Consider the following 23,411-nt stretch of genomic DNA (forward strand, 5'->3'; position numbering starts at 1 on the left):
AAGTAATCTACAATATCAGGCAGATAAATCTTTTTGTGAGCTACTAAAAAGAGCAAATTTTTCACAGAGCAGCTTTTAAATTTTAATATCCACCGCAAACTTCCCTAAATTTTCCTTTCTCCATATAGCATCCCTTTTTCGATTTGTCTTAATTTCCAAAATCCGAATTCCTGTATTTGGTAACGGATTTAATCTTTCCTGCAAATCATTCCAAGAACTAATAAACTCATGCTGCACACCATAAGTGACGCATAACTGAGCAAAATCAATATCTTGGGGAGTGGCAAAAAATTCCTCAAAAGGTGGATCAAATTTGGCAATAGGTAGCATTCCAAATATGCCTCCACCATTGTTATTAATTAAGATAATTGTCAGATGTCCAATAAATTTATTTCTAATTAAAAAACCGTTTGTATCATGTAATAGGGATAAATCTCCTGTCAACATGACACTACTTTTTTGATGATGTGCTACTCCTAAAGCGGTTGAAAGTGTGCCATCAATTCCATTTGCACCGCGATTAAAATAAGGCTTAATTTTTAACTTATTCGGTTTCCAAAAAAATTCTACATCCCTTACTGGCATACTATTAGCAATAAATAATGGTGTTTTTGGTGGGAGATTTTGCGAAATTAACCAAGCAGCTTTACTTTCAATTAACTCTTCCATGTTTTGAAAGTTATCATCAATATTTTTTCTGATGTTTACTTCTAAATTACACCATTTTTGTAAATATTCTAAATCCCTATTTCCTGGTTTCCAATTTTCAGTCTTTAAATACTCTATAGATGTCCTTAAATGTGTAGTTTTTCCATGTAAAGGATCTAAATTTTGATCGCAACTATCAATTATCCAACGTTGAGGTTTAGTAGCAATTAACCAATTACGCAATTCTTTACTTGTGGGCATTTCTCCGACTTGAATTACCATTTCTGGTGCTAATTCTTCAGCAAGTTGCTGATTACGTAAAATGATGTCATAGGTAGAAATTAAATAGGGATTTAAATCTGCGTAATTTCTGAGTGGTGAAAGTCCTTCTGCTAAAACAGGCCATTGGAGAGATTGAGAAAGTTGGGCGATCGCTCTACAATATTCTTGAGGTTGTTTCGTTTGAGCTACACCAGCAATAATAATCCCTTTTTGGTGATGGGTAATTGGTAATTGGTAATTGGTAGTTGGTAATGGAGTCGAGACTATTCCAGAGAAGAAATCTTCAACATCTAAGGTAAAATCTATACCATCAGGAATTGGCGCAAGCGGATCACGAAATGGTATATTTAGATGTACTGTTCCCCCATTGGGAAATTGACAACGTTCCCAAGCATAAATTACTGTTTGTCTGAGATAATTTAACATTTCCATCTCAGCAACAGGTGTAGCTAACTCGGTTTGCCAATTGGGATAATTACCGTATAATTTTACTTGATCAATAGTTTGTCCAGAATGACATTCTCGTAATTCTGCTGGTCTATCTGTAGTTAAGATTAATAAAGGTACGCAACTTTCCTTAGCTTCAATTACCGCAGGGTAAAAATTCGCTCCCGCTGTTCCTGAAGTACACACTAATACTACAGGTTTTCCGGTCGCTTTAGCTTGTCCCAAGGCAAAAAAAGCGGCTGAACGTTCATCTAAAATGGAAATAGCTTCAATATCCGGTGTTTGTTTGACAAATGCAAAAGTTAATGGTGTAGAACGAGAACCAGGACAAATAACCGCACAATTTAAACCCAAGCGTTTCAGGGTTTCTGTCAACACATAAGACCAAAGTTGATTAAGATTATGAAAAGTAAGTTGCATTTAATTAGATAATGGTAATTAGGTAAAATTACCATCTGTCACTATAATTTATTATTTTTTATGGACTGTATCCATTTAACAGGAATTCGCTGCTACGGCTATACCGGGTTTTTACCAGAAGAACAGGTATTAGGACAATGGTTTGAGGTGGATGTTAAATTATGGTTGGATCTTTCTCAACCCGCTAAAACAGATAATATTGAAGATACAGTAGATTATCGGCGGACCATTAGCTTAATTCAAAATTTGGTCAAAACTACAAAGTTTATATTGGTAGAAAGATTAGCAGGTGCGATCGCTGATGGTATTCTAGAGGACAGCGACAGTATTAGTCAAGTACAAGTGGTTCTCAGTAAACCTGCTGCACCTATTCCTGATTTTAACGGCAAAATTAGCATTGAGTTAACGCGAAGCAAGTTTAATTAACTACCCTGTTATGGAAAAAACAGAAAAACAAAAAATGCTGACAGGAGAGTTATATTGATCAGAAGATGCGGAATTAGCTGCTGAAAGTCAACGTGCTAGTCGTTTACTGCGAATGTACAACTCAACCACAGCAGAACAGCAACAGCAGCGACATCAAATTTTACAAGGCTTATTTGCTGAGATAGGAGCAAAAATCAAAATTGTCCCACCTTTCCACTGTGACTATGGCAGTAATATTTACACTGGTAATAACTTATATGTAAATTACGGTTGTGTAATTTTAGATTGCCATACTGTTCATATTGGCGAAAATGTATTGATTGCTCCTTATGTACAGATTTATACAGCTTATCATCCCACAGATCCAGAAACCCGGTTAACGGGTAGAGAACTAGCAGCACCAATTAGAATTGGTCATAATGTGTGGATAGGTGGTGGCGCAATAATTTGTCCAGGTGTGACTATTGGTGATAATACTAGTATTGGTGCAGGTAGTGTAGTAGTTACAGATATCCCCAAAAATGTTGTAGCTGCGGGTAATCCTTGCCGAATTATTCGTCATTTATCTGAAAATATAGTTGTTTAATTTCAATTTTTTAATTCTTATAGGAGATTGCAGATCAATTAGGTACATATTTTACCGTTATCTAGAAAATTTCATAGTCTAGGTTAAAAAATTTAGGTTAGAAAAAATTAAAATCAACTAACTTCTTTTTTGAGCGCAGAGTGTCAGTTAAACAAACTAACATCAAATTACATCGAAACTTCATTTACCAATATCTTCATTCCAAAGTTCGGGGTTTGTTTGAATAAAATCACTCATCATTTGTTCACATTCATCTAGATTTAAATCTACTACTTCCACTCCATGAGATACCATAAATTCCTTTGCTCCCGAAAAGGTTCGTGATTCCCCAGCAATGACTTTTTTAATACCAAACTGCACTACCGCACCAGCGCACAAATAGCACGGCATTAGTGTTGAATAAAGTGTTGTCCCTCTGTAATTACCAATTCTACCAGCATTACGGAGGCAATCAATTTCTGCATGAGTGACAGGATCACTTTCTTGTACACGCTTATTGTGTCCTCTACCGACAATTTTACCATCCTTAACCAATACAGACCCAATGGGAATTCCCCCTTCTTGTCTACCTTGTTTAGCTTCAAAAATCGCCGCATTCATAAATTCGTCCATTTGTCAATGCTCCTGATATAAAAAAATCATTGTTATCAATGTTTTCCTGTGGAAAAACTGTGGAAAAACTAGCCTAGATTTTTATAGCGTCATGATAATATATGAACCTGATGAATAATAAAGTAAAGTTTTCCACAGCTTTTCCCCAAAAAGTTATACTTTTACGACAATTTTAAGTCAAAATTAATTAATCTTTAGACTTTACTTAATATTTGCGCTTAATAGCGAAGATTGATATTTGAGAAATTAGGTTTTCTGGTTGTGGAAAACATGATTAAGGGTTAATTTTATTTTTGGAAGTAGCCATGTGGATGCGATCGCTCAATTGGTGTAAAGTTTGAATTAAAGTCTGATCACTTTCCTGTAATTGGGTAATTTTTTCACAACTATACATCACTGTTGTATGATCTTTACCACCAAATTCCTCGCCTATTCTGGGTAAACTTAGTTTTGTATATTGTCGCATTAAATACATTCCTATTTGTCTAGCCCAACTAATTTCTCGACGACGGGAATTACTCTTGAGATCCTCAATAGACACATTCAAAGCATCTGCGACTATAATTAAAATAATCTCTGGAGTCGTTTCTATTTTCTGGCTAGGAGTTCCTAAAATAGGAGCAAGATTTTCCACAGTCATAGGTAAACCCCAAATAGAAATATAAGCCAAAGCCCGAATTAACGCCCCCTCTAACTCACGAATATTAGAAGTATAATTACAAGCAAGATATTCAATCACATTTTTAGGTAAACGAATATTTTCATACTCAGCTTTTTTTGCAAAATCGCCATTCTTGTCTCTAAATCAGGGGTTTGAATATCTGCAATTAGTCCCATAGAAAACCGTGAACAAAGACGTTCTTGTAAACTGGGAATCTGGTTAGGAGGACGATCTGAAGCAATAACAACTTGCTTACCCGCTTCATGTAAAGTATTAAAAGTATGAAAAAATTCTTCTTGAGTATATTCTTTGCCCTCAATAAATTGAATATCATCAACCAACAGCACATCAGCCGCCCGATAATGTTCTCGGAAACTTTGCATACTATCTTGACGAATTGCTGTAATTAAATCATTTGTAAACTGTTCTGTGGAAACATAAAATATCTTAGAATTAGGACAAATTTCCCAGCGATAATTACCAATAGCTTGCATTAAGTGTGTTTTTCCTAAACCCACACCACCACATAAAAATAAAGGATTAAATTCCCTACCAGGATATTCTGCTACAGCTAAGGAAGCAGCATGAGCCATGCGATTGTTAGCACCAACAACAAACCGAGAAAAAACATATTTAGAGTTTAAATCTGAAGTTTTGTGGGTATTTATAGGCGCATTTGTGTAAAGATGATTTACCGCTGGGAATTCTCCTCGCGCTCCCTGATTACCCAAATGAGAAACGTCCTCATCTTCAGCTACAGTAATATAAATTTCTACTGGATAACCCACAATATCTTGAACTACATTAGCAATAGTATGGATGTAGTATTTTTGAAGCCAATTGCGAGCAAAAGGATTAGGAGCATATATTACCAAGCAGTTATTTTCTAGCTGCTGTGCATAAGCTGTCTTAATCCAAGTTTCAAAGGTAGGAGGAGCTAATTCTAACTGTAAACGCTCTAATACATGATTCCACAAACCATCTATGGGAATTTCCATCAACACCACCTTTATCCGTAATTCGTAATTCCTAATTCGTAATTACTTCTTGTCTCGTATGATCATTCTGGTAAAAACCAAGTATCCAAGATCCTAACACCTACTAACTAATACGGAGCAATAATTACCTATGAAGATTAATAATCATAACCTAGCGCCTAAAAATATGAATACCAGATTTTGGCTACAAAACTTGAGAAATCAAGGAAAAAAATGGGTAACAGTATGTAGTGTAGGGGTTTTAATGCTGGGAGGTTGCAGTAGTCTGAACAAAATTACGTCAGAAGCTCAATCTAATGATACTCAAGCACAAAAAAACACAGTACCCACAACCGAAATCGCTCCTCCCGCCATTTTCTCCTCTGGAGATCCCAACTTTGTTGTTAAAGTAGTACAAAAGGTGGGAAGTGCTGTTGTTCGTATTGATTCTACTAGAACCGTCACTACTAGAGTTCCAGACGAATTTTCCGATCCCTTTTTTCGCGGATTTTTTGGGAATAGAATTCCGTCGCAACCCAGAGAAAGAGTGGAAAGAGGTAGCGGTTCTGGATTTATTATTAATTCATCTGGGCAAATTTTGACTAATTCCCATGTTGTTGACGGTGCTGATTTAGTTACAGTCACCCTCAAAGATGGACGAACTTTTAAGGGTAAAGTATTAGGTGAAGACGCGGTAACAGATGTAGCAGTAATTCAAATTGATGCGAACAATTTACCCGCCCTAGCTTTAGGTAAATCAGATACTTTACAACCAGGAGAAGCTGTGATCGCCATTGGTAATCCTTTGGGGTTAAATAATACTGTTACCTCTGGAATTATCAGTGCTACAGATCGTTCTAGTAGTGATATTGGGGCAAGTGATAAGCGTGTTGATTATTTGCAAACAGATGCAGCAATTAACCCTGGAAATTCCGGTGGACCATTACTAAATGCTCGTGGTGAAGTCATTGGGATGAATACAGCAATTATTCAAGGCGCTCAAGGTTTGGGATTTGCAATTCCTATTAATACTGTCCAAAAAATTGCCAATGAATTAATTGCGAAAGGTAGAGTTGATCATCCCTATTTGGGAATACAAATGGTAACATTAACACCAGAAGTTAAGGAAAGAATAACTACTAGATTTGGCGATCGCATCAATTTATCTACAGATCAAGGGGTCTTATTAGTGAGGATTGTTCCTAACTCACCGGCAGCTATTGGTGGACTTCGCTCAGGGGATGTTATAAAAAGTATTAATAATCAATCAGTCCTGAAAGTTGATGAAGTACAAAAATTAGTAGAAAATAGCAAAGTCGGCGTTCCTTTACCAATTCAGGTATTACGTGATGGCAAAATTACCCAAGTCTCCGTTAAACCTGCACCTTTACCCATTAACCAAGGAAATTGATATTTAGTCAGTTGTCAGTTCTCAGTTGTCAGTTATGAATGAATTAGCGCCAATTATTAAATTAGGTAATCCGGTATTACGACAAAAAGCTGTTTGGGTTGAGAATATTCAAGAGGAAAAAATTCAAAACCTCATTGATGAATTAATTATCTCTGTCGCTCAAGCCAATGGAGTGGGAATTGCTGCACCACAAGTAGCAGCATCTTACCGATTATTTATCGTCGCTTCTCGTCCTAATATCAGATATCCCCATGCACCAGAAATGCAACCTACAGCAATGATAAATCCCCAAATTATTGCCCATTCTTCAGAAATAGTTAAAGACTGGGAAGGTTGTTTAAGTGTTCCGGGAATTAGGGGTTTAGTCCCTAGATATCAAACAATTGAAATTGAATATACTGACCGGAATGGTAATTTACAAAAACAAGAATTAACTGATTTTGTCGCCAGAATTTTTCAACATGAGTATGATCATTTGGAAGGATTAGTATTTTTAGATCGTGTCGAAAATAATCAGGATTTAATCAGTGAAGAAGAATATCAAAAATCAGTGATTGGTAATGGGTGATGGGTGATGGGTAATTTTATTCTTCCTTCTGACTCCTGACTCCTGACTCCTGACTCCTGACTCCTGACTGGGCGCAGGCCCTGCGCCCCTACGATTCCTGCTTTTTATCCCCAGCCCAATTTTTCTAAAACTGGTTTTGTAGATACAATATGTCGTTCTAAACCGAGTTCTTTGGGACTTACGCCTAAAGCTAAAGCAATTAACTGGGGTAAATGTAAAATAGGTAAACCTAACTTTTCACCAATTACTTTTTCTACTTCTGGTTGGCGAGAATCTAAATTTAAATGACACAAAGGACATGGTGTCACAATACAATCAGCCCCATTAGCTAAAGCTTCTTGGATATGGTTTCCGGCCATTTGGAAAGATTCTGTTGTTGCGTAGCTAGATAAAGGCCAACCACAGCATTGAGTCCTGCCACGATAATATACAGGTGTCGCACCTACAGCCCGAAAGACATTTTCCATTGCTTCCGGTTGAAATGGATCATCATAGGGCATAGATTTTTGGGCGCGGAGTAGATAACAACCATAAAAAGCGGCACATTTTAATCCAGTTAATTTCTGGGTGACGCGCTTAGTAATTTCTTCTAAACCGTAATCTGTGACTAAAGCATAGAGAAGATGTTTAACTTCTGTACTTCCCCGATAAGGTGAACAGCCTTCTTTTTCTAATAAACCATTAACTTTGTTGAGGTAGTCGGGATTTGTTGATTGACATTCTTTTAAACGTTCGTCAACATGACCGATAACACCTTGACAGGTGCTGCAATGGGTTAGTAAAGGTAAATTTAATGATTCTGCTAAAGCGATATTTCTGGCGTTAACGGTGTCTTCTAATAATTGGGAATCTTCTTTAAATGTACCTGAACCACAGCAAGCGGCTTTTTTGAGTTCTACTAGTTCAATACCCAAGGCTTGAGTTAGGGATTGAGTTGATAAATACAATTCTCGACAAGCCCCTTGAGCTACACAACCTGGATAATAAGCGTATTTGAGTGTTTGAGATAGCATAGATGTATATTGGGTTTCAATTTAGGGTCATGGGGATGAAAATGATGGAACAAAAGGATTGATTTTGAGGATTATTAAGATTAATCTTCATGATTTTTTCATCCTCAATCCTGATTGGTAATTGGTAGTTGGGTTATTAACCTCTCAATTTTGCCAATATCTAATCCTCAGTTTTAACGATATAACGTATACGCAGGTTCACCCTTTCCGATAAGATGTATATGCTCAAAAAAAACTTTGTTCATTTAGAGCAAATCATAGCAACTTGTTAAGGACTTTTATCTATGAGCCAAGCAGATATTTTTGAAAAGGTCAAAAAGATTATCGTTGAACAACTCAGTGCAGACGCTGAAACCATTACACCAGGATCTAAATTTACTGATGATCTAGGGGCTGATTCCCTAGATACAGTTGAGCTAGTCATGGCATTAGAAGAAGAGTTTGAGATCGAAATTCCTGATGATGCAGCGGAAAAAATTCTAACTGTTCAAAATGCAGTGGATTACATCAAAGAGAAACAGGCTACATCCGCATAATCAAGACACAAGTCAGTACGGCGGGTTTAAATAGATACTTTGATTGCACACAGATTAACTTGATAAACCCGCCTATGGATATGTGTTGAATGTTCAAACTGTAGATTTGACTTCAAAAAAAGTGTCAAACGTCCATAATTCTGAAAAACTAAGCTATTCCTTATTTAACTTGCATCATGAAGACGGGCAAGATGTCCATCCCATAATATATTCAGTCAATCTGAATTATGTAAAGTAGATATGTTTTAGCTTAGTAAATTCTTGACTTTTGACATTTGATTCGGAACTTAGCACTTTTATTTGTTCAACCTGCTGCTTTTTCGCCATATTTAATGTAATCATGACAGATTTTAAACGTAAACGTGTTGTTGTAACAGGTGTAGGTGCGATTACACCTATTGGTAACACAGCAATTGAATATTGGGAAGGATTATTAAGCGGACGAAATGGTATTGACTATATCACCGCGTTTGATGCTTCTAAACATAGTTGTCGCATTGCGGGTGAAGTTAAAAACTTTAATCCAGAGAGTTACTTAGAACGCAAAGAAGCCAAACGAATGGATCGGTTTTCCCAATTTGGTGTATCTGCGGCTAAACAAGCTGTTGAAGATTCAGGTTTAGTGATTAATGATCTGAACGCTGAACAGGTGGGTGTTATTATTGGTTCTGGAGTGGGTGGGATTAAGGTCTTAGAAGACCAACAAACCATTTACTTAAATAGAGGTCCTGATCGTTGTAGTCCGTTCATGATTCCAATGATGATCGCCAATATGGCGGCAGGATTGACAGCAATTCATACGGGTGCAAAGGGTCCTAATTCTTGTTCCGTGACGGCTTGTGCGGCTGGTTCTAATTCTATTGGTGATGCTTTTCGTCAGATTCAAGGGGGATTTGCTAAAGCGATGATTTGCGGCGGTTGTGAAGCAGCGATTACACCTTTGTCAGTAGCGGGATTTGCTGCTGCACGGGCTTTATCTACTCGCAATGATGATCCAGCCCATGCGTGTCGTCCGTTTGATCGCGATCGCGATGGCTTTGTCATGGGTGAAGGTGCAGGGATTTTAATTCTAGAAGAATTAGAACACGCCATCAGTCGTGGTGCAAGAATTTATGGGGAAATTATTGGTTATGGGATGACCTGTGATGCTTACCACATGACTTCCCCAGTCCCCGGAGGTTTAGGTGCAGCTAGAGCAATTGAATTGGCTTTAAAGGATGGGGCGATCGCACCGGAAATGGTAAGTTACATCAATGCTCATGGAACTAGCACACCAGCCAATGATGCTAATGAAACTGCGGCGATCAAAAAAGCCTTAGCAGATCATGCGTATCAAGTGGCAATTAGTTCTACTAAATCTATGACAGGACACCTATTAGGTGGTTCTGGTGGGATTGAAGCAGTAGCGACAATTTTAGCGATCGCTAATGACCAAATTCCCCCAACTATCAATATCGAAAATCTTGATCCAGAGTGTGACTTAGATTATGTTCCTCATCATAGCCGCGCCCAAAAAGTAGAAATAGCCTTATCTAATTCTTTTGGTTTTGGTGGTCATAATGTCACCTTGGCCTTTAAGAAATTCACACCCTAAAGGTATTTGCTAGTCAGGTAATAGGTGAAGTTAATAACCCAATTACTAATTACCACGGCTTGTATTATCTATCCCTAAATTATTTTGCTACTGGTTAGCTTTCCAAGAAGTGAACCTGTGGCAAGTATGATAGATATCATTGCTTAATCCTGAGTATGGCTAACGCCACGCTTGGCGAACAGCATGACCAAATTATCAGCTTTATTCATCACTAAAAACTCAGAAGATCCCGGTTGTCCATGGACAATTGGGAATGGGATGATGAGGAAAGTGGGATCACTTGATAATGACCCCAGCTAAAAAAAGCTAAAAAGAGTGCTAACCCGTCGTTAACAATAAGAGATTATGGCTGTTGCAACCCAATCCATCCAAGAACTTTGTATTAATTCGATCCGCTTTTTGGCTGTAGATGCCATAGAAAAATCCAAATCAGGACACCCTGGACTGCCCATGGGCGCTGCTCCTATGGCTTTTGTGCTTTGGGATCGCTTCATGCGCTATAACCCCAAAAATCCCCAGTGGTTCAACCGCGATCGCTTTGTCTTGTCCGCTGGTCATGGCTCAATGTTGCAGTATGCCTTGTTGTACCTGACAGGCTACGATAGCGTTACCATAGACGACATCAAGCAATTTCGTCAATGGGGTGCTAAGACCCCAGGCCACCCCGAAAATTTTGTTACAGCCGGCGTAGAAGTAACAACAGGACCTCTAGGTCAAGGAATTGCCAATGCAGTTGGTTTAGCCGTAGCCGAAGCACACCTAGCTGCTAAATTCAACAAACCCGATGCCAAAATTGTTGACCATTACACTTATGTAATTCTTGGTGATGGTTGCAACATGGAAGGCATTTCTGGTGAAGCTGCTTCCATCGCCGGACATTGGGGATTAGGTAAACTGATTGCTCTTTATGACGATAACCACATCTCCATTGATGGTTCTACAGATGTAGCATTTACAGAAGATGTTTCCAAACGGTTTGAATCCTACGGTTGGCACGTTCTGCACGTCGCAAATGGTAACACCGATTTAGAAGGAATTGCCAAAGCGATCGAAGCAGCAAAAGCTGTCACCGACAAACCCACCATGATTAAGGTGACAACCACCATCGGTTATGGTTCTCCTAACAAAGCTAACACCGCAGGTATTCACGGCGCAGCCTTGGGTCCAGATGAAACAGCATTAACTCGGACAAACTTGGGTTGGAACTACGCACCATTTGAAATCCCTGCTGATGCCCTTAACCATGCCCGCAAGGCTGTAGAACGCGGTGCAGGTTATGAATCCGATTGGAACAAGACCTATGCTGACTACAAAGCTAAATACCCCCAAGAAGCGGCTGAATTTGACCGTTTTGTGAGCGGCAAATTACCAGACGGTTGGGACAAAGTATTACCTACCTACACAGCAGAAGATAAAGCATTACCCACCCGCAAACACTCAGAAAACTGCCTCAACAAACTAGCCGCAGTTTTACCAGAATTAATTGGTGGTTCTGCCGACTTAACCCACTCCAACCTCACCGAACTCAAAGGTTTTGGCGACTTCCAGAAAGGACACTTCCAAAACCGCAACATTCACTTTGGTGTGCGTGAACACGCCATGGGTGCAATCTGTAACGGTATGGCGTTGCATAACTCAGGTTTAATTCCCTATGGTGCAACCTTCCTGATCTTCACAGATTATATGCGGGCGGCAATTCGTTTGGCTGCTCTCTCTGAAGCTGGCTCAATTTGGGTAATGACTCATGACTCCATTGGCCAAGGTGAAGACGGTCCTACTCACCAACCCATTGAAACCCTTGCTTCCCTCCGCGCGATTCCTGACTTAACCGTAATTCGTCCTGCTGATGGAAATGAAACATCTGGTGGTTACAAAGTCGCAATTGAAAAGTCTAAAGCACAAGCTTCTACTTTATTGGCGTTCACTCGTCAAAATGTCCCCAACCTAGCAGGTACATCTATTGCAGGTGTTGCTAAAGGTGGATACACAATTGTTGATTGCCAAGGTACACCAGATATTATCCTCATTGGTACAGGTTCAGAATTGAGCCTCTGTGTCAGTGCAGCGGAAAAATTAACTGCTGAAGGTAAGAAAGTTCGTGTTGTTTCTATGCCTTCTTCTACCTTGTTTGATACACAAGACGCAGCTTATAAGGAATCCATTCTTCCTAAAGCTGTTACCAAGCGCCTATCTGTAGAAGCTGCTAGTAGCTTCGGTTGGCACAAATATATCGGTAGTGAAGGCGACACAGTAAGCATTGATACCTTTGGTGCATCTGCTCCTGGTAACACTTGTTTGGAGAAGTTTGGCTTCACTGTTGATAATGTTTTAGCTAAAGCCAAAGCTTTGTTAGCTTAATTATCACAGGATATTCTCTGATTTTTTTGGGTGGGCTAAAAAGCTCACCTTTTTTCTTATAATTTCTGGCGTTTTAGAACTATTTTTAACGCCAATCTACTTACCCTAACCGGGGACGTATTCCATAATGACGATATTGCCAATAATCCCGCAGAATCCGGTTATGATCAAAACATAAATTACCAGGAACACACCAAGGCTCGAAAATACCCACACTTTTAGCATCATCACCAGCGAAAGGTTCACCTATAGCTGTTGCTAAAAATACAATACTAATTGTATGCTGACGAGGATCACGACTAGGATCAGAATAAACTAATAACTGTTCGATTAACTCTATTTTTAAACATATTTCTTCCTCTGCTTCCCTAATTGCTGCCTTTTCCACAGCTTCGCCATAATCAACGAAACCACCAGGTAACGCCCAACCTAAAGGTTCATTATGTCTTTCAATCAGGATAATGGGGCGATGAGGTCTATCAATTAATTCAATAATGATATCAACAGTAGGAGCAGGATTTCTGTAAGTCATAATTATTTATTTCTGTTTTTGTTCTCGTTTTTGGCGTAGAAAAGCAATCATTTTTTTGTCTTCATCTTTAATGTGATGGATCAGCCAATCTGTCAAAAAATGGGATACAGTAATAGTAATCTGAGATGTATTTTGTATCTTTATTTGTTGATTAAACTCTTCTACTTGTTGCCGCAGGAGTTCATGTTTTGCCTTATGCTCCAGGTAGCCTGGATAATTATTTTTAAGCATAAATTCTTCTTCGGTTTCAAAATGAATAGTTGTGTAAATTTTCAGACTTTCTAAAGTTCTTTCTAGTAATTCTTCTCCTCTCCCTACTAGCATGGCACTATTGAGAGCATTAATAACATGGAAAAGGCTTTGATGTTGATTATCAATGAGGATATAGCCTGTTTCGTACTCGGTCCGCCATTGTGCAATCTCTAGTTTGTTATCACTAGAAACCGATGAGATATGATCAGTTTTAGACTCACTCCAATGACCATGACGGCAAAATGAAATCATCTTTTTGTCTTCATCTTTAATGTGATGAATTAACCAATCAGTTAAAAAGTGAGAAACTGCATTTGTTAACTTGGATAAGTCATCATAATTTTTCTTCTCAAAGCTCAAAACCTTGGCTTTAAGGGCTTCATGCTTCTGCTTATGTTCTACATAATCTGGATATTTATGGTCGAGCATGAATTTTTCTTCAGTGTCGAAATGAACTGTGGTATAGTCTTTTAAACTATCAAGTGTTTTTCCTAATAACGCTTCGCCCTGTCCCTCCAACATCGCACTATTTAGCGCATTAATGGTACTAAATAAACTTTTATGCTGCTCATCAATAATATCATTGCCTGTTTCATACTCCGGTCGCCATTGCGCGATTTTAATACTCATATAGAACTCCTCAACAGAGAATAAAATTTAACTTCTCAGACATCCGAGTAATTATAGAAATGTTTGCTGTGTAAAACTTGCAATCAAAATCTTCGTATTCCTTTACAATTTTTACTATTTCTTTATACTGAGAATCTATCTATATTAACTATACCATGATAACTTCAATGAAGTTCTCGATTGTTAGTTATAAACAGGACTTGGGCAGGTGATATTTGAGTACCATGGGTCAGACTAGATAGTTTGTTAAGAATCAAAATATTTTTAATATTTGACACACTCTACAAAATAAATTGAATGTAACATTTGTCTAAGTCCTCATAAACAATCTACTCATATTTACAATTAACTATGCCTTTTCCTAGATCAAGTGGTATTTTACTGCATCCTAGTTCTTTCCCCAGTCGTTTTGGTATTGGGGATTTAGGTTTGGAAGCTTATCGGTTTATTGATTTTCTCAAAGATAGTCATCAACAATATTGGCAAGTTTTACCTCTGGGTCCAACTGGTTATGGTAATTCTCCCTATATGTGCTACTCCGCAATGGCGGGAAATTACTTTTTGATTAGTCCCGATAAGTTATTAGATGAGGGTTTGTTAATTGAAGAAGATTTAGCTGATTTACCAGATTTTCCAGTAAATAAAGTAGATTTTAACGAAGTTATCCCTATTAAGGTCAATCTACTCATTAAAGCTTGTGAGGATTTTAAAACTAAAGCAAATTCCCAGCAGAAACAAGCTTTTGCTAAGTTTTGTGCTGATAAAGGCTATTGGTTAAATAATTATGCGCTATTTATGGCGATAAAAGATGCCCAAAAGGGTAAAAGCTGGCATAATTGGCAACCGGAATTGGCAAAGCGTGAACCAGTAGCTTTAGCCAAAATTGAAAAAGAGTTAGCAGAGGAGATTTTTTATTACAAGTTTGTCCAATATGAGTTTTTCCGGCAGTGGTCAGAACTCAAAAACTATGCTAATGAGAATGATATAGATATTATTGGTGATATCCCCATTTATGTAGCTCATGATAGTGCTGATGTTTGGGCGAATCCAGATATTTTTGCTTTAGATGAAGAAACGGGCGAAGTGGCTTTAATGGCGGGTGTACCACCAGATTACTTTAGCGCCACTGGTCAATTATGGGGCAATCCGGTTTATAACTGGGAAGAATTGCAAAAACAAGACTTTAAATGGTGGATCTTGCGCTTTGAGGCGATGTTGGATTATGTGGATATAATTCGCATTGATCACTTCCGGGGTTTTGAAGCTTATTGGGCTGTACCCCAAGGGGAAGAAACGGCTATGAATGGCGAATGGATTGAAGCGCCTGGTGTAGCTTTGTTTGAAACTATTAGAAAGCGGTTGGGTAAGTTACCTGTTTTGGCGGAAGATTTGGGGATCATTACGCCAGAGGTAGAAGCACTGCGAGATCAGTTTGAGTTTCCAGGGATGAAGGTATTACAGTTTGCTTTTGGTTCTGATCCCGGTAATCCGTTTTTACCCTTTAACTACACTCGCAATGCTGTAGTTTATACTGGCACTCACGACAATGATACGACTGTGGGCTGGTTTAATGCTGCGAATGATTACGAAAAGCAAAATTTGTTGTTGTATTTGGGTTGTATTAGTCCTGACGGGATAAACTGGGATTTAATTAGATTAGCTTTGAGTTCGATCGCCAATCAAGCAATTATTCCGTTACAGGATGTATTAGGGTTGGGAAATGAAGCCCGGATGAATTTTCCGAGTACAGCACAAGGAAATTGGGAATGGCGTTACCAAGCAGGTGTATTAACGCCAGATTTAGGCGATCGCTTAAAAACTCTTACTCTCCGTTACGGACGCGCTCATAGACAGTGATAAATGAGGTGATTGTGGATTTGAAATTAACGATTTCGGCTTAATCAATCATCAGCACCTGAGATTTTTCCTGGATTGGCGTAGTTAGTAACCTTTCAACAATTGACAATGGATAATGGAAAATTACCTCTCCCAAAAGTGTAGAGGATCGAAAGTAAGGAAAGTTTTTTCTTACTCTTTCCTTGAAAAGAGAGGTTTTAAACCAAATCACCCATTGTCAATTGTCAATTAATTAAGAGCAATCCAAAATTTTACTCTATTCTATAAGTTTGGTTTAGCAGCAATTTTAATTTCTTGAGTTTTCCCCATTTCTCCCATTTCCTTTGGTTTCTGCTGATTGACGCTCATTAAAACGCCTCCAGCATTATTAGTTTTTACTGTTAGTTGTTTAGTAGCTTTCCAAGTGCGACTAGAACCCTCTGGTAAAACTCCTTCAAAGGCGGTTTTGCCATCGGTAACTACACTAATCCAAGAAGATGCCTTTAAAGTAACACCAACTTGTACAGACTGTGAATTGTTATTCCCTGTTGTTTCCGCGTTTGTTAATTTTGCTTGTGTATTGGGTTGAATTTGGCTATTATTTGCCTGCAAGGAGGCATTATTCAATAATTGCGATAAACCATTAACAGAGCAAAAGATCAGCGCAATATAGAACAGGTAGAGATGAATAGGACGTAATTGAGGAATATTTAGGCCTTTTTTTGTGGATTGAAAACCCACCGATTGAGAACCAATAGGAAAATGACTGGCAAATTCCCCTCCTTTGATACCTAAAGCGTCTGCAAACTGTCTAATAAAGCCTTGAATATAAATGGGTTCTGGTAAGTCAGTTAACTTACCTTCTTCGATTGCTTGCAAAAGTCGTCGAGGAATTCTGGTCGTTACGACTAACTCATCAAGAGTTAAATTTTTCTCTTGACGGAGTGCAGCTAATTGAGCGCCAATTTGTGCCAACTTTTCGGATTGGTGTTCCTTGATAGAAGGTTTGATTGGCTGTTCTTCCTTCTTTCTGAACCATTTCATGCTTTCCCTTTACTCCTTAACTCAGCTTTGTCTTAATAGGTGTGCGATTTATCTGCTTATTTAAAAAACTAATCTCATCTCCAGTGAGATGACGATATTTCCCAACTGGCAAAAAAGGTGTTATTGACGTTTCTAATTGAATTGAACCAATCGCTGTCCGATGTAGTTGAATAACTGGATATCCTAATTGTTGAGCTACACGGCGGATTTGGCGGTTTCTTCCCTCCTGTAAGACAATTTTTAAACAGCTTTGATCAGGATAACTGGCAATTAAATGCACTTGAGCAGGTCTGGTCATTTTTCCTTCTAGAACTACACCCTGACTCCACATTTTGAGAACTTTTGCTGGGGGATGTCCTTGAACGACAACACGATATGTTTTACAAATACTATGACTCGGATGGGTAAGTCCATAAGTTAGTTCCCCATCATTTGTCAAGATTAATGCTCCCGTAGAGTCTACATCTAAGCGGCCGACAGGGTGAATACCCGATCCCTGTCTTAATTCTGGTGGTAGCAGATCTAACACAGTTGCTCTTCCTTGAGGATCATAGCAAGTAGATACAAATCCTGTGGGTTTATGCACTAATAGATACATCAAGGATGGACGCTGTTCTACCAACACAGGTTTACCATCAATGGAGATTTTATCTAGCTGGGGATCGACTTTTTGACCTAAATGTGCCAATATTCCATTAACATACACTCGTGATTGCTTAATCATTTCTTCAGCTTCACGTCGTGAGGCAATACCCCATTGAGCGATAATTTTTTGTAACCGTGCCTCCATCTGAAAATTGTTGATTTTGTGTTGAATACGTAAACAACTAATGTTTGCACTTGGTTATTAACAAACTTCAGTGCTAAGGTTAAGGACTGTTTAAGTTCCTTAAAAACTGATCATATCTATATTGATAGAACCGTCGGAAAATGATAAAACCAAGTTCCTCGAATACACATAACAGAAAAGTTAGGATAATTACAAAAGTTTTAACATCAGCGATCAAACTATGGTTAAGAACCCAACTGTCTCAAGTATCTCATTTAGAGGTACAAATCAAAGCAAGCGATCGCCAACTTCTTGCAGGCTGTATTCCAGGGCTATCTATTTCTGCTAGTCACGCGGTGTATCAAGGTCTTTCTATCACACAAATCGAACTTGAGGCAGAAAACATACAGCTTAATGTGGCCTCAATCCTCAAAGGACAACCGCTGCAATTATCAGCAGTAGTACCTGTGATGGGTAAGCTGGTAGTAGAGGAACAGGATCTTAATAATTCCCTTTCATCTCCATTATTAGCGAATGCTATAAATGATGTCCTGGTTACAGTATTACCAGAATGTAGCCTCAATTCCAAGTCCATTACTTGGCGAAAAATCACCCTTGACAATCAGCTATTGATCCTCAATGGTATTCCTATCTCTGATCCTGAAGGGGTATTCTTCAATGTTTATTTAGGGTTAGAACTACTTAACGGCCAAGAACTGCAATTGACAAAAGTCCAAATTAAGACCCATCAAGATGTTCTTTTAGACAGGAATTCTCCTTATATTATAAATCTAGGAACAGATGTTGATATCCAAGAAATTTCTTTGATACCAGGTCAACTAAGTTGTTATGGACGCATCAACGTTAACCCATAATCATGAAAATATCCAACCTGAATATTCACGGAAATTACTGTAAATTACCCTGCTATTTTGACTGACATTGGTAATGGGATATTAAAGCTCATTGTAGTTCCTATTAAAGGGTTTTTTCTAACAAAGGTAAAAGCAATGTCACAAAATAATAAACTAGAGGAGCAGTAAAAATATAACTATCGGTTCGATCTAAAATACCACCATGGCCAGGGATTAATTGTCCTGAATCTTTGACTCCTGCATCACGTTTAAGCAAGGATTCCGTTAAATCGCCTAATAAACTAGCAATACCGATAATCAAACCCAATGTGACACCAGCAATTAACCAGTGGGGAAAATGGAGAAAATAAGCTCCTGCGATAGCAACAGCAACACTGGCACTAATGCCAAAAACCGCACCTTCTACAGTTTTTTTGGGACTAATATCCGATAAACGAGTTTTACCAAAGAATTTACCAAAAATATAAGCACCAATATCCGCTGCCCAGATACAAAAGAAAGAGAGAATTGTCGCGGTTAAACCTGTTGGCAAAGAAGTAAAATTGCCTTGGCCGATATCTTGCCAACTAGATGGCCAGTAACCACCTAAAGGCAAATTAATGGTAACAGCATGATTAATTCCTCGTAACCGTACCCAATAATTTGGTAAATAACCTACATAAAATAACCCCATAATAGAAGCAGAAATATCAGCAATGGTGGCTAATTTGGGCTGAAACAGGAGGTAAAAACAAATGAGTGTGCCGGCTATGGGCATAATAGCATCAGCTAAACTACCATCCAGAGTAGAAATTGCCAACAATACCTGACTGACAAACATAGTAATTATTACTGATGGTGTGATCCCGCGCGATCGCACCAAATTAAAATATTCTTGTTGACCTAAAAATACGACAATAGCGATCGCCACTGTAAAGTACCAACCTCCTAATAGGGTTGATGATAGCGCCATGATAATCGCAATAATTCCACTAATAATTCGAGGCCAGGGCATAAGCAATTAAAAATTAAAAATTAAAAATGCAAAATTTAAAGATGAGGATTCGTCACTGCTGCTGGAATTGAAAATTGATGTGTCAGAACTAACTGAGGACTTTCCCCCAAATCCCACACCGAAAATTACTGCTCTTGAATGGAGAATAAACACAGAAAAAAATCTCAACAGCAAATCATAACAGATTTCTTTCTGACCTTCACCCATATTCAAACCATCATTTTTAATTTTCAATTTTTTAATCTAATTTTTCAGCACTCAGAATAAAAATGGGATCACCTGCTACAAAAGTTTGAGAATAACCCCGTGTTTCCAAACGGTTAACCCCTGACTGCACAACTTCGATATTTCTAGCTCTTAATTGAGAAAAGCTTTGCGAAATAGCATACAGACTTTCTAGATTAGCAGCAGTAGCGACCACTCGACCAGATAAAGGTAAATACTGCCAAGCTGCTTGGACAATTTCCTGTATGGCCTTTCCTCCTTCAATGCAGATCCGATCAGGTAGTAACTTGATTTGATCTAAACATTCGGGAGCGATACCTTCAATGACTTCGACGTTTTTAACTTCAAAGCGATCGCAGTTACGTTTAATTAGATTAGCTACATCCTCATCCCTTTCTACGGCAATTACCCGCCCATGAGGACACAATAAGCCTACCTCTATAGGAATTGTACCTGTTCCCGCGCCAATATCCCACAATACCGAATTTACTTGTAGTCTTAGTTGGGAAATTAACAATAATCTTAATTCTCGTTGACTCAGAGGAATACCTGGTAAATTTTCAAATAATTCATCGGGAATACCTGGAGTGATGTAAGGCCAAAGTTGGGAAGGCATAAGTAATTAAAAATTAACAATTAAAAATTAAACATGGAAAACCTCGTTGAGGTCATTATCTCATTAGTAATGGCCAGGAATGGAAATGTAGTATAATTTGCGCTAGGACATTTACTGGACTCATTAGACAAGTCATAATCTCAAGCAAGTTTAATAGACTAGTCCTATAAGTAAATTATGATTAACAAAGAAATATTGGGAAATCGCTACGAAGTTCAACAGCAACTTGGGAAAAAAGCCGGAAGAAGAACTTTATTAGCTACTGACTCAGTAACTGGGAAATCTGTAATTGTCAAGTTACTTGCTTTTAGTAGTGATTTTGAATGGGATGATCTCAAGTTATTTGAGAGAGAAGCCCAAACCTTAAAATCTTTATCACATCCTTATATTCCTGTTTATTTAGACTATTTTCAGGTTAATTCCCCAACTTATCAAGGATTTGCCCTTGTTCAGACTTATATTCCCGCCCAAACCTTAGAACAATTTTTACAAGCTGGGAGAAAATTTACAGAAATTGAAATCAAAGAAATTGCTAAAGCAGTTTTAGAGATTTTGATATATTTACATAATTTAAATCCACCCACTATTCACCGTGATCTTAAGCCTAGCAATATTTTGTTAGGAGAGCGATCGGGCAATAGTGTCGGTTCAGTGTATTTAGTTGATTTTGGTTCAGTTCAAACTGTTCTCGCAGCAGAAATAGGGACAAGAACCATTGTGGGGACTTATGGGTATATGCCACAAGAGCAGTTTGGAGGGCGCACTGTTCCTGCTTCTGACCTTTATAGTTTAGGCGCAACTCTAATTTATTTGGTGACGGGTATTAACCCAGCCGATTTACCCCAAAAGGATTTTCGCATTCAATTTGAGCAAGTTGCGAATATTAGTCCTAGCTTAACTAACTGGTTAAAGCGAATGATAGAACCAGATTTAGAAAAGCGTTTTCCAACAGCAATTCAAGCACTTACAGCCTTAGAACAGCCAGAATATACTGAAATCACCTTAACGGGTGACAAACCAGCCGGTAGTAAAATCCAACTGACTAAAACTGAAGATATTTTAGAAGTGATTATTCCTCCGGCTGGCTTTCAACCGTCTATGGTATTCCTGAGTTTATTTGCAATTTCCTGGAATTCGTTTATTTTATTTTGGACCATTGGCGCGATCGCTGCACCTTTTCCCATGAACCTGCCCTTTGCTTTGTTTTCACTACCTTTTTGGGGTGTGGGCTTTTCGATGATCTATGGTTTATTTTTCAGTTTATTTGGTAGTATTCAGTTGTTTATAGATACTCAGGAAATTTCTTTTATTCATAAGTTATGGGGATTTAAAATTTGCCGTACTCGTTCAGCCCCTAAAGACAGTATCACTAAATTGGTTTATATTCCTAAACATCTGACTAAAGACTCTGATGGTGACAAAACTCAAGTACCAGCAAAATTAGAGATTTGGGCAGGAGTAACAAAATTTTCACTTGATGTTAATGCTGGGTTAATTAAATCTGAAGCAGAATTGGAATGGTTAACAAATGAATTAAGTGATTGGTTAAACATAGAAATCACCAGTTAGACTAACCCAATCCAAAATTTGCAAAGAACCTACTTGGCGATCGCCCCTTACTTAAGCCATTATTGATTTGTGAGCATAACCGGGGTGTCAACTCATAAATTTATGGAAAATATTTTAGTTAATCGCTATGAAGTACAACAACAGTTAGGCAAAAAAGCCGGACGACAAACTCTACTAGCAAAGGACTTAAAAACTCAAGAACTGGTAATTATTAAGTTACTTTCCTTTACTAGTGATTTTCAATGGGATGATCTCAAATTATTTGAGCGAGAAGCCGAAATTTTAAAATCTTTATCCCATCCCCATATTCCTGGCTATTTAGACTATTTTGAAATCAATTCACCTGAATTTAAAGGATTTGCTCTCATTCAAACTTATATCTCTGCTAAAACTTTAGAACAATATTTACAAATTGGGCGCAAGTTTACAGAAATAGAAGTTAAACAAATAGCTAAATCTGTACTCAATATTCTTATTTATTTGCATAGTTTGCATCCCTCTGTAATTCACCGTGATCTTAAACCTAGTAATATTTTATTAGGAGACAGAACAGGTAATAATGTTGGTGAAATTTATTTGATAGATTTTGGCTCAGTCCAAACAGTTTTAGCCACGGAAGGTACAGGAACAAGGACAATTGTTGGTACTTATGGTTATATGCCACAGGAACAATTTGGAGGTAGAACTGTTCCCGCTTCCGATCTTTATAGTTTAGGAGCAACATTAATTTATTTAGTCACAGGTTCTCATCCTGCCGATTTGCCAGAAAAGGATTTTCGGATTCAATTTGAGGAAGTTACTAATCTGAGTCAAAATTTTACTAATTGGTTAAGGTTGATGACAGAACCTAGTTTAGGAAATCGTTTGCGTTCTGCAAATGAAGCAATTATAGCTTTAGACAAACCCCAATTACCAATCAAGACAAATACTAAGTTAACTTCCAAAAAACCAAATGATAGTAAAATCAAACTGACTAAAAATAGATATTTGCTAGAAATCATTATTCCGCCGAGTAAGTTGCAAGCACCAAGAATAAGATTAAGTATTGCCACCATATTCTTAATCTATATTATCTCGTTTGTATGGAATGCAACTTTATTAACAGTTAATGGTCAAACCTTTTTCTGGATATTTTTAACTGGTATCTTGTTTTTGATGTCTCTATATATATTTAATTTATTTAAAAGTATTATTTTGCGAATTGATCAAGATAAAATTTCTATACATTACGATTTCTTTGGATATGATATCTATTTTTATCCGCCAGCATACAGAGATGATATTTGCCTGTTACAAAGAATAAGAACTTATGTTCATAAAAGCTCTAAGAAGAGCAGTAGCTTAGAAATTAAAGCTCAGATTATCATTTGGGCTGGAACAGACAAGAATTTTATTATTGGCAATAATAATGATTTAGTTTCTGAACCGGAGCTTGATTGGCTGGCGCAGGAACTGAGTGAGTGGTTAAATCTGCCAATTCGGACAGAATAGTTGTCTGAATAAAGATTTGCAGGATTTCGGAATAAAAAT

19 protein-coding genes and 2 pseudogenes are annotated in these 23,411 nt (G+C 37.9%); 11 read left to right on the plus strand and 10 right to left on the minus strand.

Annotation, left to right across the window (positions count from 1 at the left end):
* Window positions 1–75: 75 nt before the first annotated feature.
* The gene (gene menD, locus FJR38_RS20055; RefSeq protein WP_168539017.1) at window positions 76–1,797 is read right to left on the minus strand and encodes a 2-succinyl-5-enolpyruvyl-6-hydroxy-3-cyclohexene-1-carboxylic-acid synthase; all 1,722 of its coding nucleotides are present in this window, start codon (window positions 1,795–1,797) and stop codon (window positions 76–78) included.
* 60 nt (window positions 1,798–1,857) lie between these two features.
* Here menD and folB point away from each other — a divergent pair, with 60 nt between their 5' ends.
* Entirely contained in the window at window positions 1,858–2,223 is a 366-nt protein-coding gene (gene folB, locus FJR38_RS20060) for a dihydroneopterin aldolase (RefSeq protein ID WP_168539019.1), read from the plus strand.
* 10 nt (window positions 2,224–2,233) lie between these two features.
* A pseudogene (locus FJR38_RS20065) lies at window positions 2,234–2,809 on the plus strand (sugar O-acetyltransferase).
* A gap of 180 nt (window positions 2,810–2,989) precedes the next feature.
* Here the strand turns inward: FJR38_RS20065 and FJR38_RS20070 are convergent.
* Together FJR38_RS20070 and dnaA are read right to left on the minus strand one after the other, a co-directional pair.
* Complete coding sequence (locus tag FJR38_RS20070; RefSeq protein ID WP_168499175.1) at window positions 2,990–3,421, minus strand: nucleoside deaminase; 432 nt, start codon at window positions 3,419–3,421, stop codon at window positions 2,990–2,992.
* A gap of 274 nt (window positions 3,422–3,695) precedes the next feature.
* Window positions 3,696–5,080, minus strand: a pseudogene (gene dnaA, locus FJR38_RS20075) (chromosomal replication initiator protein DnaA).
* Between the two features lie 130 nt (window positions 5,081–5,210).
* Between dnaA and FJR38_RS20080 the strand changes: the two are divergent.
* Window positions 5,211–6,470: an HhoA/HhoB/HtrA family serine endopeptidase gene (locus FJR38_RS20080; protein WP_168539021.1), complete on the plus strand. Its 1,260-nt coding sequence runs from the start codon at window positions 5,211–5,213 to the stop codon at window positions 6,468–6,470.
* A gap of 34 nt (window positions 6,471–6,504) precedes the next feature.
* A complete protein-coding gene (gene def / locus FJR38_RS20085; protein WP_168539023.1) occupies window positions 6,505–7,038 on the plus strand; it encodes a peptide deformylase in 534 nt (177 codons plus the stop codon).
* A 104-nt stretch (window positions 7,039–7,142) separates the two neighbouring features.
* Here the strand turns inward: def and FJR38_RS20090 are convergent, their stop codons facing one another.
* Entirely contained in the window at window positions 7,143–8,051 is a 909-nt protein-coding gene (locus FJR38_RS20090; RefSeq protein ID WP_168539025.1) for a CoB--CoM heterodisulfide reductase iron-sulfur subunit B family protein, read from the minus strand.
* Window positions 8,052–8,335: 284 nt separating this feature from the next.
* Here FJR38_RS20090 and FJR38_RS20095 point away from each other — a divergent pair, with 284 nt between their 5' ends.
* From FJR38_RS20095 to tkt, 3 genes are all read left to right on the plus strand, one after another.
* The gene (locus FJR38_RS20095; protein WP_168539027.1) at window positions 8,336–8,587 is read left to right on the plus strand and encodes an acyl carrier protein; all 252 of its coding nucleotides are present in this window, start codon (window positions 8,336–8,338) and stop codon (window positions 8,585–8,587) included.
* Between the two features lie 340 nt (window positions 8,588–8,927).
* Complete coding sequence (fabF, locus tag FJR38_RS20100; RefSeq protein ID WP_168539029.1) at window positions 8,928–10,181, plus strand: beta-ketoacyl-ACP synthase II; 1,254 nt, start codon at window positions 8,928–8,930, stop codon at window positions 10,179–10,181.
* 345 nt (window positions 10,182–10,526) lie between these two features.
* Window positions 10,527–12,539, plus strand: coding sequence for a transketolase (tkt, locus tag FJR38_RS20105; RefSeq protein WP_168492110.1), 2,013 nt, complete (start codon window positions 10,527–10,529; stop codon window positions 12,537–12,539).
* A gap of 100 nt (window positions 12,540–12,639) precedes the next feature.
* Here the strand turns inward: tkt and FJR38_RS20110 are convergent, their stop codons facing one another.
* Window positions 12,640–13,071 carry an NUDIX hydrolase gene (locus FJR38_RS20110; protein WP_168539031.1) on the minus strand — a complete coding sequence of 144 codons (432 nt, stop codon included), beginning with the start codon at window positions 13,069–13,071 and terminating at the stop codon, window positions 12,640–12,642.
* Between the two features lie 6 nt (window positions 13,072–13,077).
* Window positions 13,078–13,953 (minus strand): bacteriohemerythrin, encoded by an 876-nt coding sequence (locus FJR38_RS27825; protein WP_217360039.1) that lies wholly within the window; start codon window positions 13,951–13,953, stop codon window positions 13,078–13,080.
* 351 nt (window positions 13,954–14,304) lie between these two features.
* Between FJR38_RS27825 and malQ the strand changes: the two genes are divergently transcribed.
* Window positions 14,305–15,810, plus strand: a complete 1,506-nt coding sequence (gene malQ / locus FJR38_RS20120) for a 4-alpha-glucanotransferase (protein ID WP_168539033.1) — start codon at window positions 14,305–14,307, stop codon at window positions 15,808–15,810.
* A 261-nt stretch (window positions 15,811–16,071) separates the two neighbouring features.
* Here malQ and FJR38_RS20125 read toward each other — a convergent pair whose 3' ends face one another.
* Window positions 16,072–16,833, minus strand: coding sequence for a RodZ domain-containing protein (locus FJR38_RS20125; RefSeq protein WP_168492106.1), 762 nt, complete (start codon window positions 16,831–16,833; stop codon window positions 16,072–16,074).
* A 16-nt stretch (window positions 16,834–16,849) separates the two neighbouring features.
* A complete protein-coding gene (locus FJR38_RS20130; protein WP_168492105.1) occupies window positions 16,850–17,623 on the minus strand; it encodes a pseudouridine synthase in 774 nt (257 codons plus the stop codon).
* Window positions 17,624–17,763: 140 nt separating this feature from the next.
* Here FJR38_RS20130 and FJR38_RS20135 point away from each other — a divergent pair, with 140 nt between their 5' ends.
* A complete protein-coding gene (locus FJR38_RS20135) occupies window positions 17,764–18,477 on the plus strand; it encodes a DUF2993 domain-containing protein (RefSeq protein WP_168492104.1) in 714 nt (237 codons plus the stop codon).
* A gap of 103 nt (window positions 18,478–18,580) precedes the next feature.
* Here the strand turns inward: FJR38_RS20135 and FJR38_RS20140 are convergent, their stop codons facing one another.
* On the minus strand, window positions 18,581–19,471 hold the full coding sequence (locus FJR38_RS20140; RefSeq protein WP_168539035.1) for a phosphatidate cytidylyltransferase: 891 nt from the start codon (window positions 19,469–19,471) through the stop codon (window positions 18,581–18,583).
* A 238-nt stretch (window positions 19,472–19,709) separates the two neighbouring features.
* Window positions 19,710–20,312 (minus strand): precorrin-6Y C5,15-methyltransferase subunit CbiT, encoded by a 603-nt coding sequence (gene cbiT / locus FJR38_RS20145; RefSeq protein WP_168539037.1) that lies wholly within the window; start codon window positions 20,310–20,312, stop codon window positions 19,710–19,712.
* Between the two features lie 177 nt (window positions 20,313–20,489).
* Between cbiT and FJR38_RS20150 the strand changes: the two genes are divergently transcribed.
* The gene (locus FJR38_RS20150; RefSeq protein WP_174764069.1) at window positions 20,490–21,881 is read left to right on the plus strand and encodes a serine/threonine-protein kinase; all 1,392 of its coding nucleotides are present in this window, start codon (window positions 20,490–20,492) and stop codon (window positions 21,879–21,881) included.
* A 102-nt stretch (window positions 21,882–21,983) separates the two neighbouring features.
* A complete protein-coding gene (locus FJR38_RS20155) occupies window positions 21,984–23,372 on the plus strand; it encodes a serine/threonine-protein kinase (RefSeq protein WP_168539039.1) in 1,389 nt (462 codons plus the stop codon).
* Window positions 23,373–23,411 lie beyond the last annotated feature (39 nt).

It is taken from the genome of Anabaena sp. UHCC 0253 (genome assembly GCF_009712085.1).
Taxonomy (GTDB): Bacteria; Cyanobacteriota; Cyanobacteriia; order Cyanobacteriales; family Nostocaceae; genus Dolichospermum.

Excerpts from the sequence above, each read along its gene's own strand:
- FJR38_RS20125 (WP_168492106.1), bottom strand. The coding sequence starts at position 16,833 with ATGAAATGGTTCAGAAAGAAGGAAGAACAGCCAATCAAACCTTCTATC.
- menD (WP_168539017.1), bottom strand. The coding sequence starts at position 1,797 with ATGCAACTTACTTTTCATAATCTTAATCAACTTTGGTCTTATGTGTTG.
- FJR38_RS20130 (WP_168492105.1), bottom strand. The coding sequence starts at position 17,623 with ATGGAGGCACGGTTACAAAAAATTATCGCTCAATGGGGTATTGCCTCA.
- tkt (WP_168492110.1), top strand. The coding sequence starts at position 10,527 with ATGGCTGTTGCAACCCAATCCATCCAAGAACTTTGTATTAATTCGATC.
- folB (WP_168539019.1), top strand. The coding sequence starts at position 1,858 with ATGGACTGTATCCATTTAACAGGAATTCGCTGCTACGGCTATACCGGG.
- malQ (WP_168539033.1), top strand. The coding sequence starts at position 14,305 with ATGCCTTTTCCTAGATCAAGTGGTATTTTACTGCATCCTAGTTCTTTC.
- def (WP_168539023.1), top strand. The coding sequence starts at position 6,505 with ATGAATGAATTAGCGCCAATTATTAAATTAGGTAATCCGGTATTACGA.
- FJR38_RS20095 (WP_168539027.1), top strand. The coding sequence starts at position 8,336 with ATGAGCCAAGCAGATATTTTTGAAAAGGTCAAAAAGATTATCGTTGAA.
- fabF (WP_168539029.1), top strand. The coding sequence starts at position 8,928 with ATGACAGATTTTAAACGTAAACGTGTTGTTGTAACAGGTGTAGGTGCG.
- FJR38_RS20080 (WP_168539021.1), top strand. The coding sequence starts at position 5,211 with ATGAAGATTAATAATCATAACCTAGCGCCTAAAAATATGAATACCAGA.
- FJR38_RS20090 (WP_168539025.1), bottom strand. The coding sequence starts at position 8,051 with ATGCTATCTCAAACACTCAAATACGCTTATTATCCAGGTTGTGTAGCT.
- cbiT (WP_168539037.1), bottom strand. The coding sequence starts at position 20,312 with ATGCCTTCCCAACTTTGGCCTTACATCACTCCAGGTATTCCCGATGAA.
- FJR38_RS20155 (WP_168539039.1), top strand. The coding sequence starts at position 21,984 with ATGGAAAATATTTTAGTTAATCGCTATGAAGTACAACAACAGTTAGGC.
- FJR38_RS20140 (WP_168539035.1), bottom strand. The coding sequence starts at position 19,471 with ATGCCCTGGCCTCGAATTATTAGTGGAATTATTGCGATTATCATGGCG.
- FJR38_RS20150 (WP_174764069.1), top strand. The coding sequence starts at position 20,490 with ATGATTAACAAAGAAATATTGGGAAATCGCTACGAAGTTCAACAGCAA.
- FJR38_RS27825 (WP_217360039.1), bottom strand. The coding sequence starts at position 13,953 with ATGAGTATTAAAATCGCGCAATGGCGACCGGAGTATGAAACAGGCAAT.
- FJR38_RS20110 (WP_168539031.1), bottom strand. The coding sequence starts at position 13,071 with ATGACTTACAGAAATCCTGCTCCTACTGTTGATATCATTATTGAATTA.
- FJR38_RS20070 (WP_168499175.1), bottom strand. The coding sequence starts at position 3,421 with ATGGACGAATTTATGAATGCGGCGATTTTTGAAGCTAAACAAGGTAGA.
- FJR38_RS20135 (WP_168492104.1), top strand. The coding sequence starts at position 17,764 with ATGATAAAACCAAGTTCCTCGAATACACATAACAGAAAAGTTAGGATA.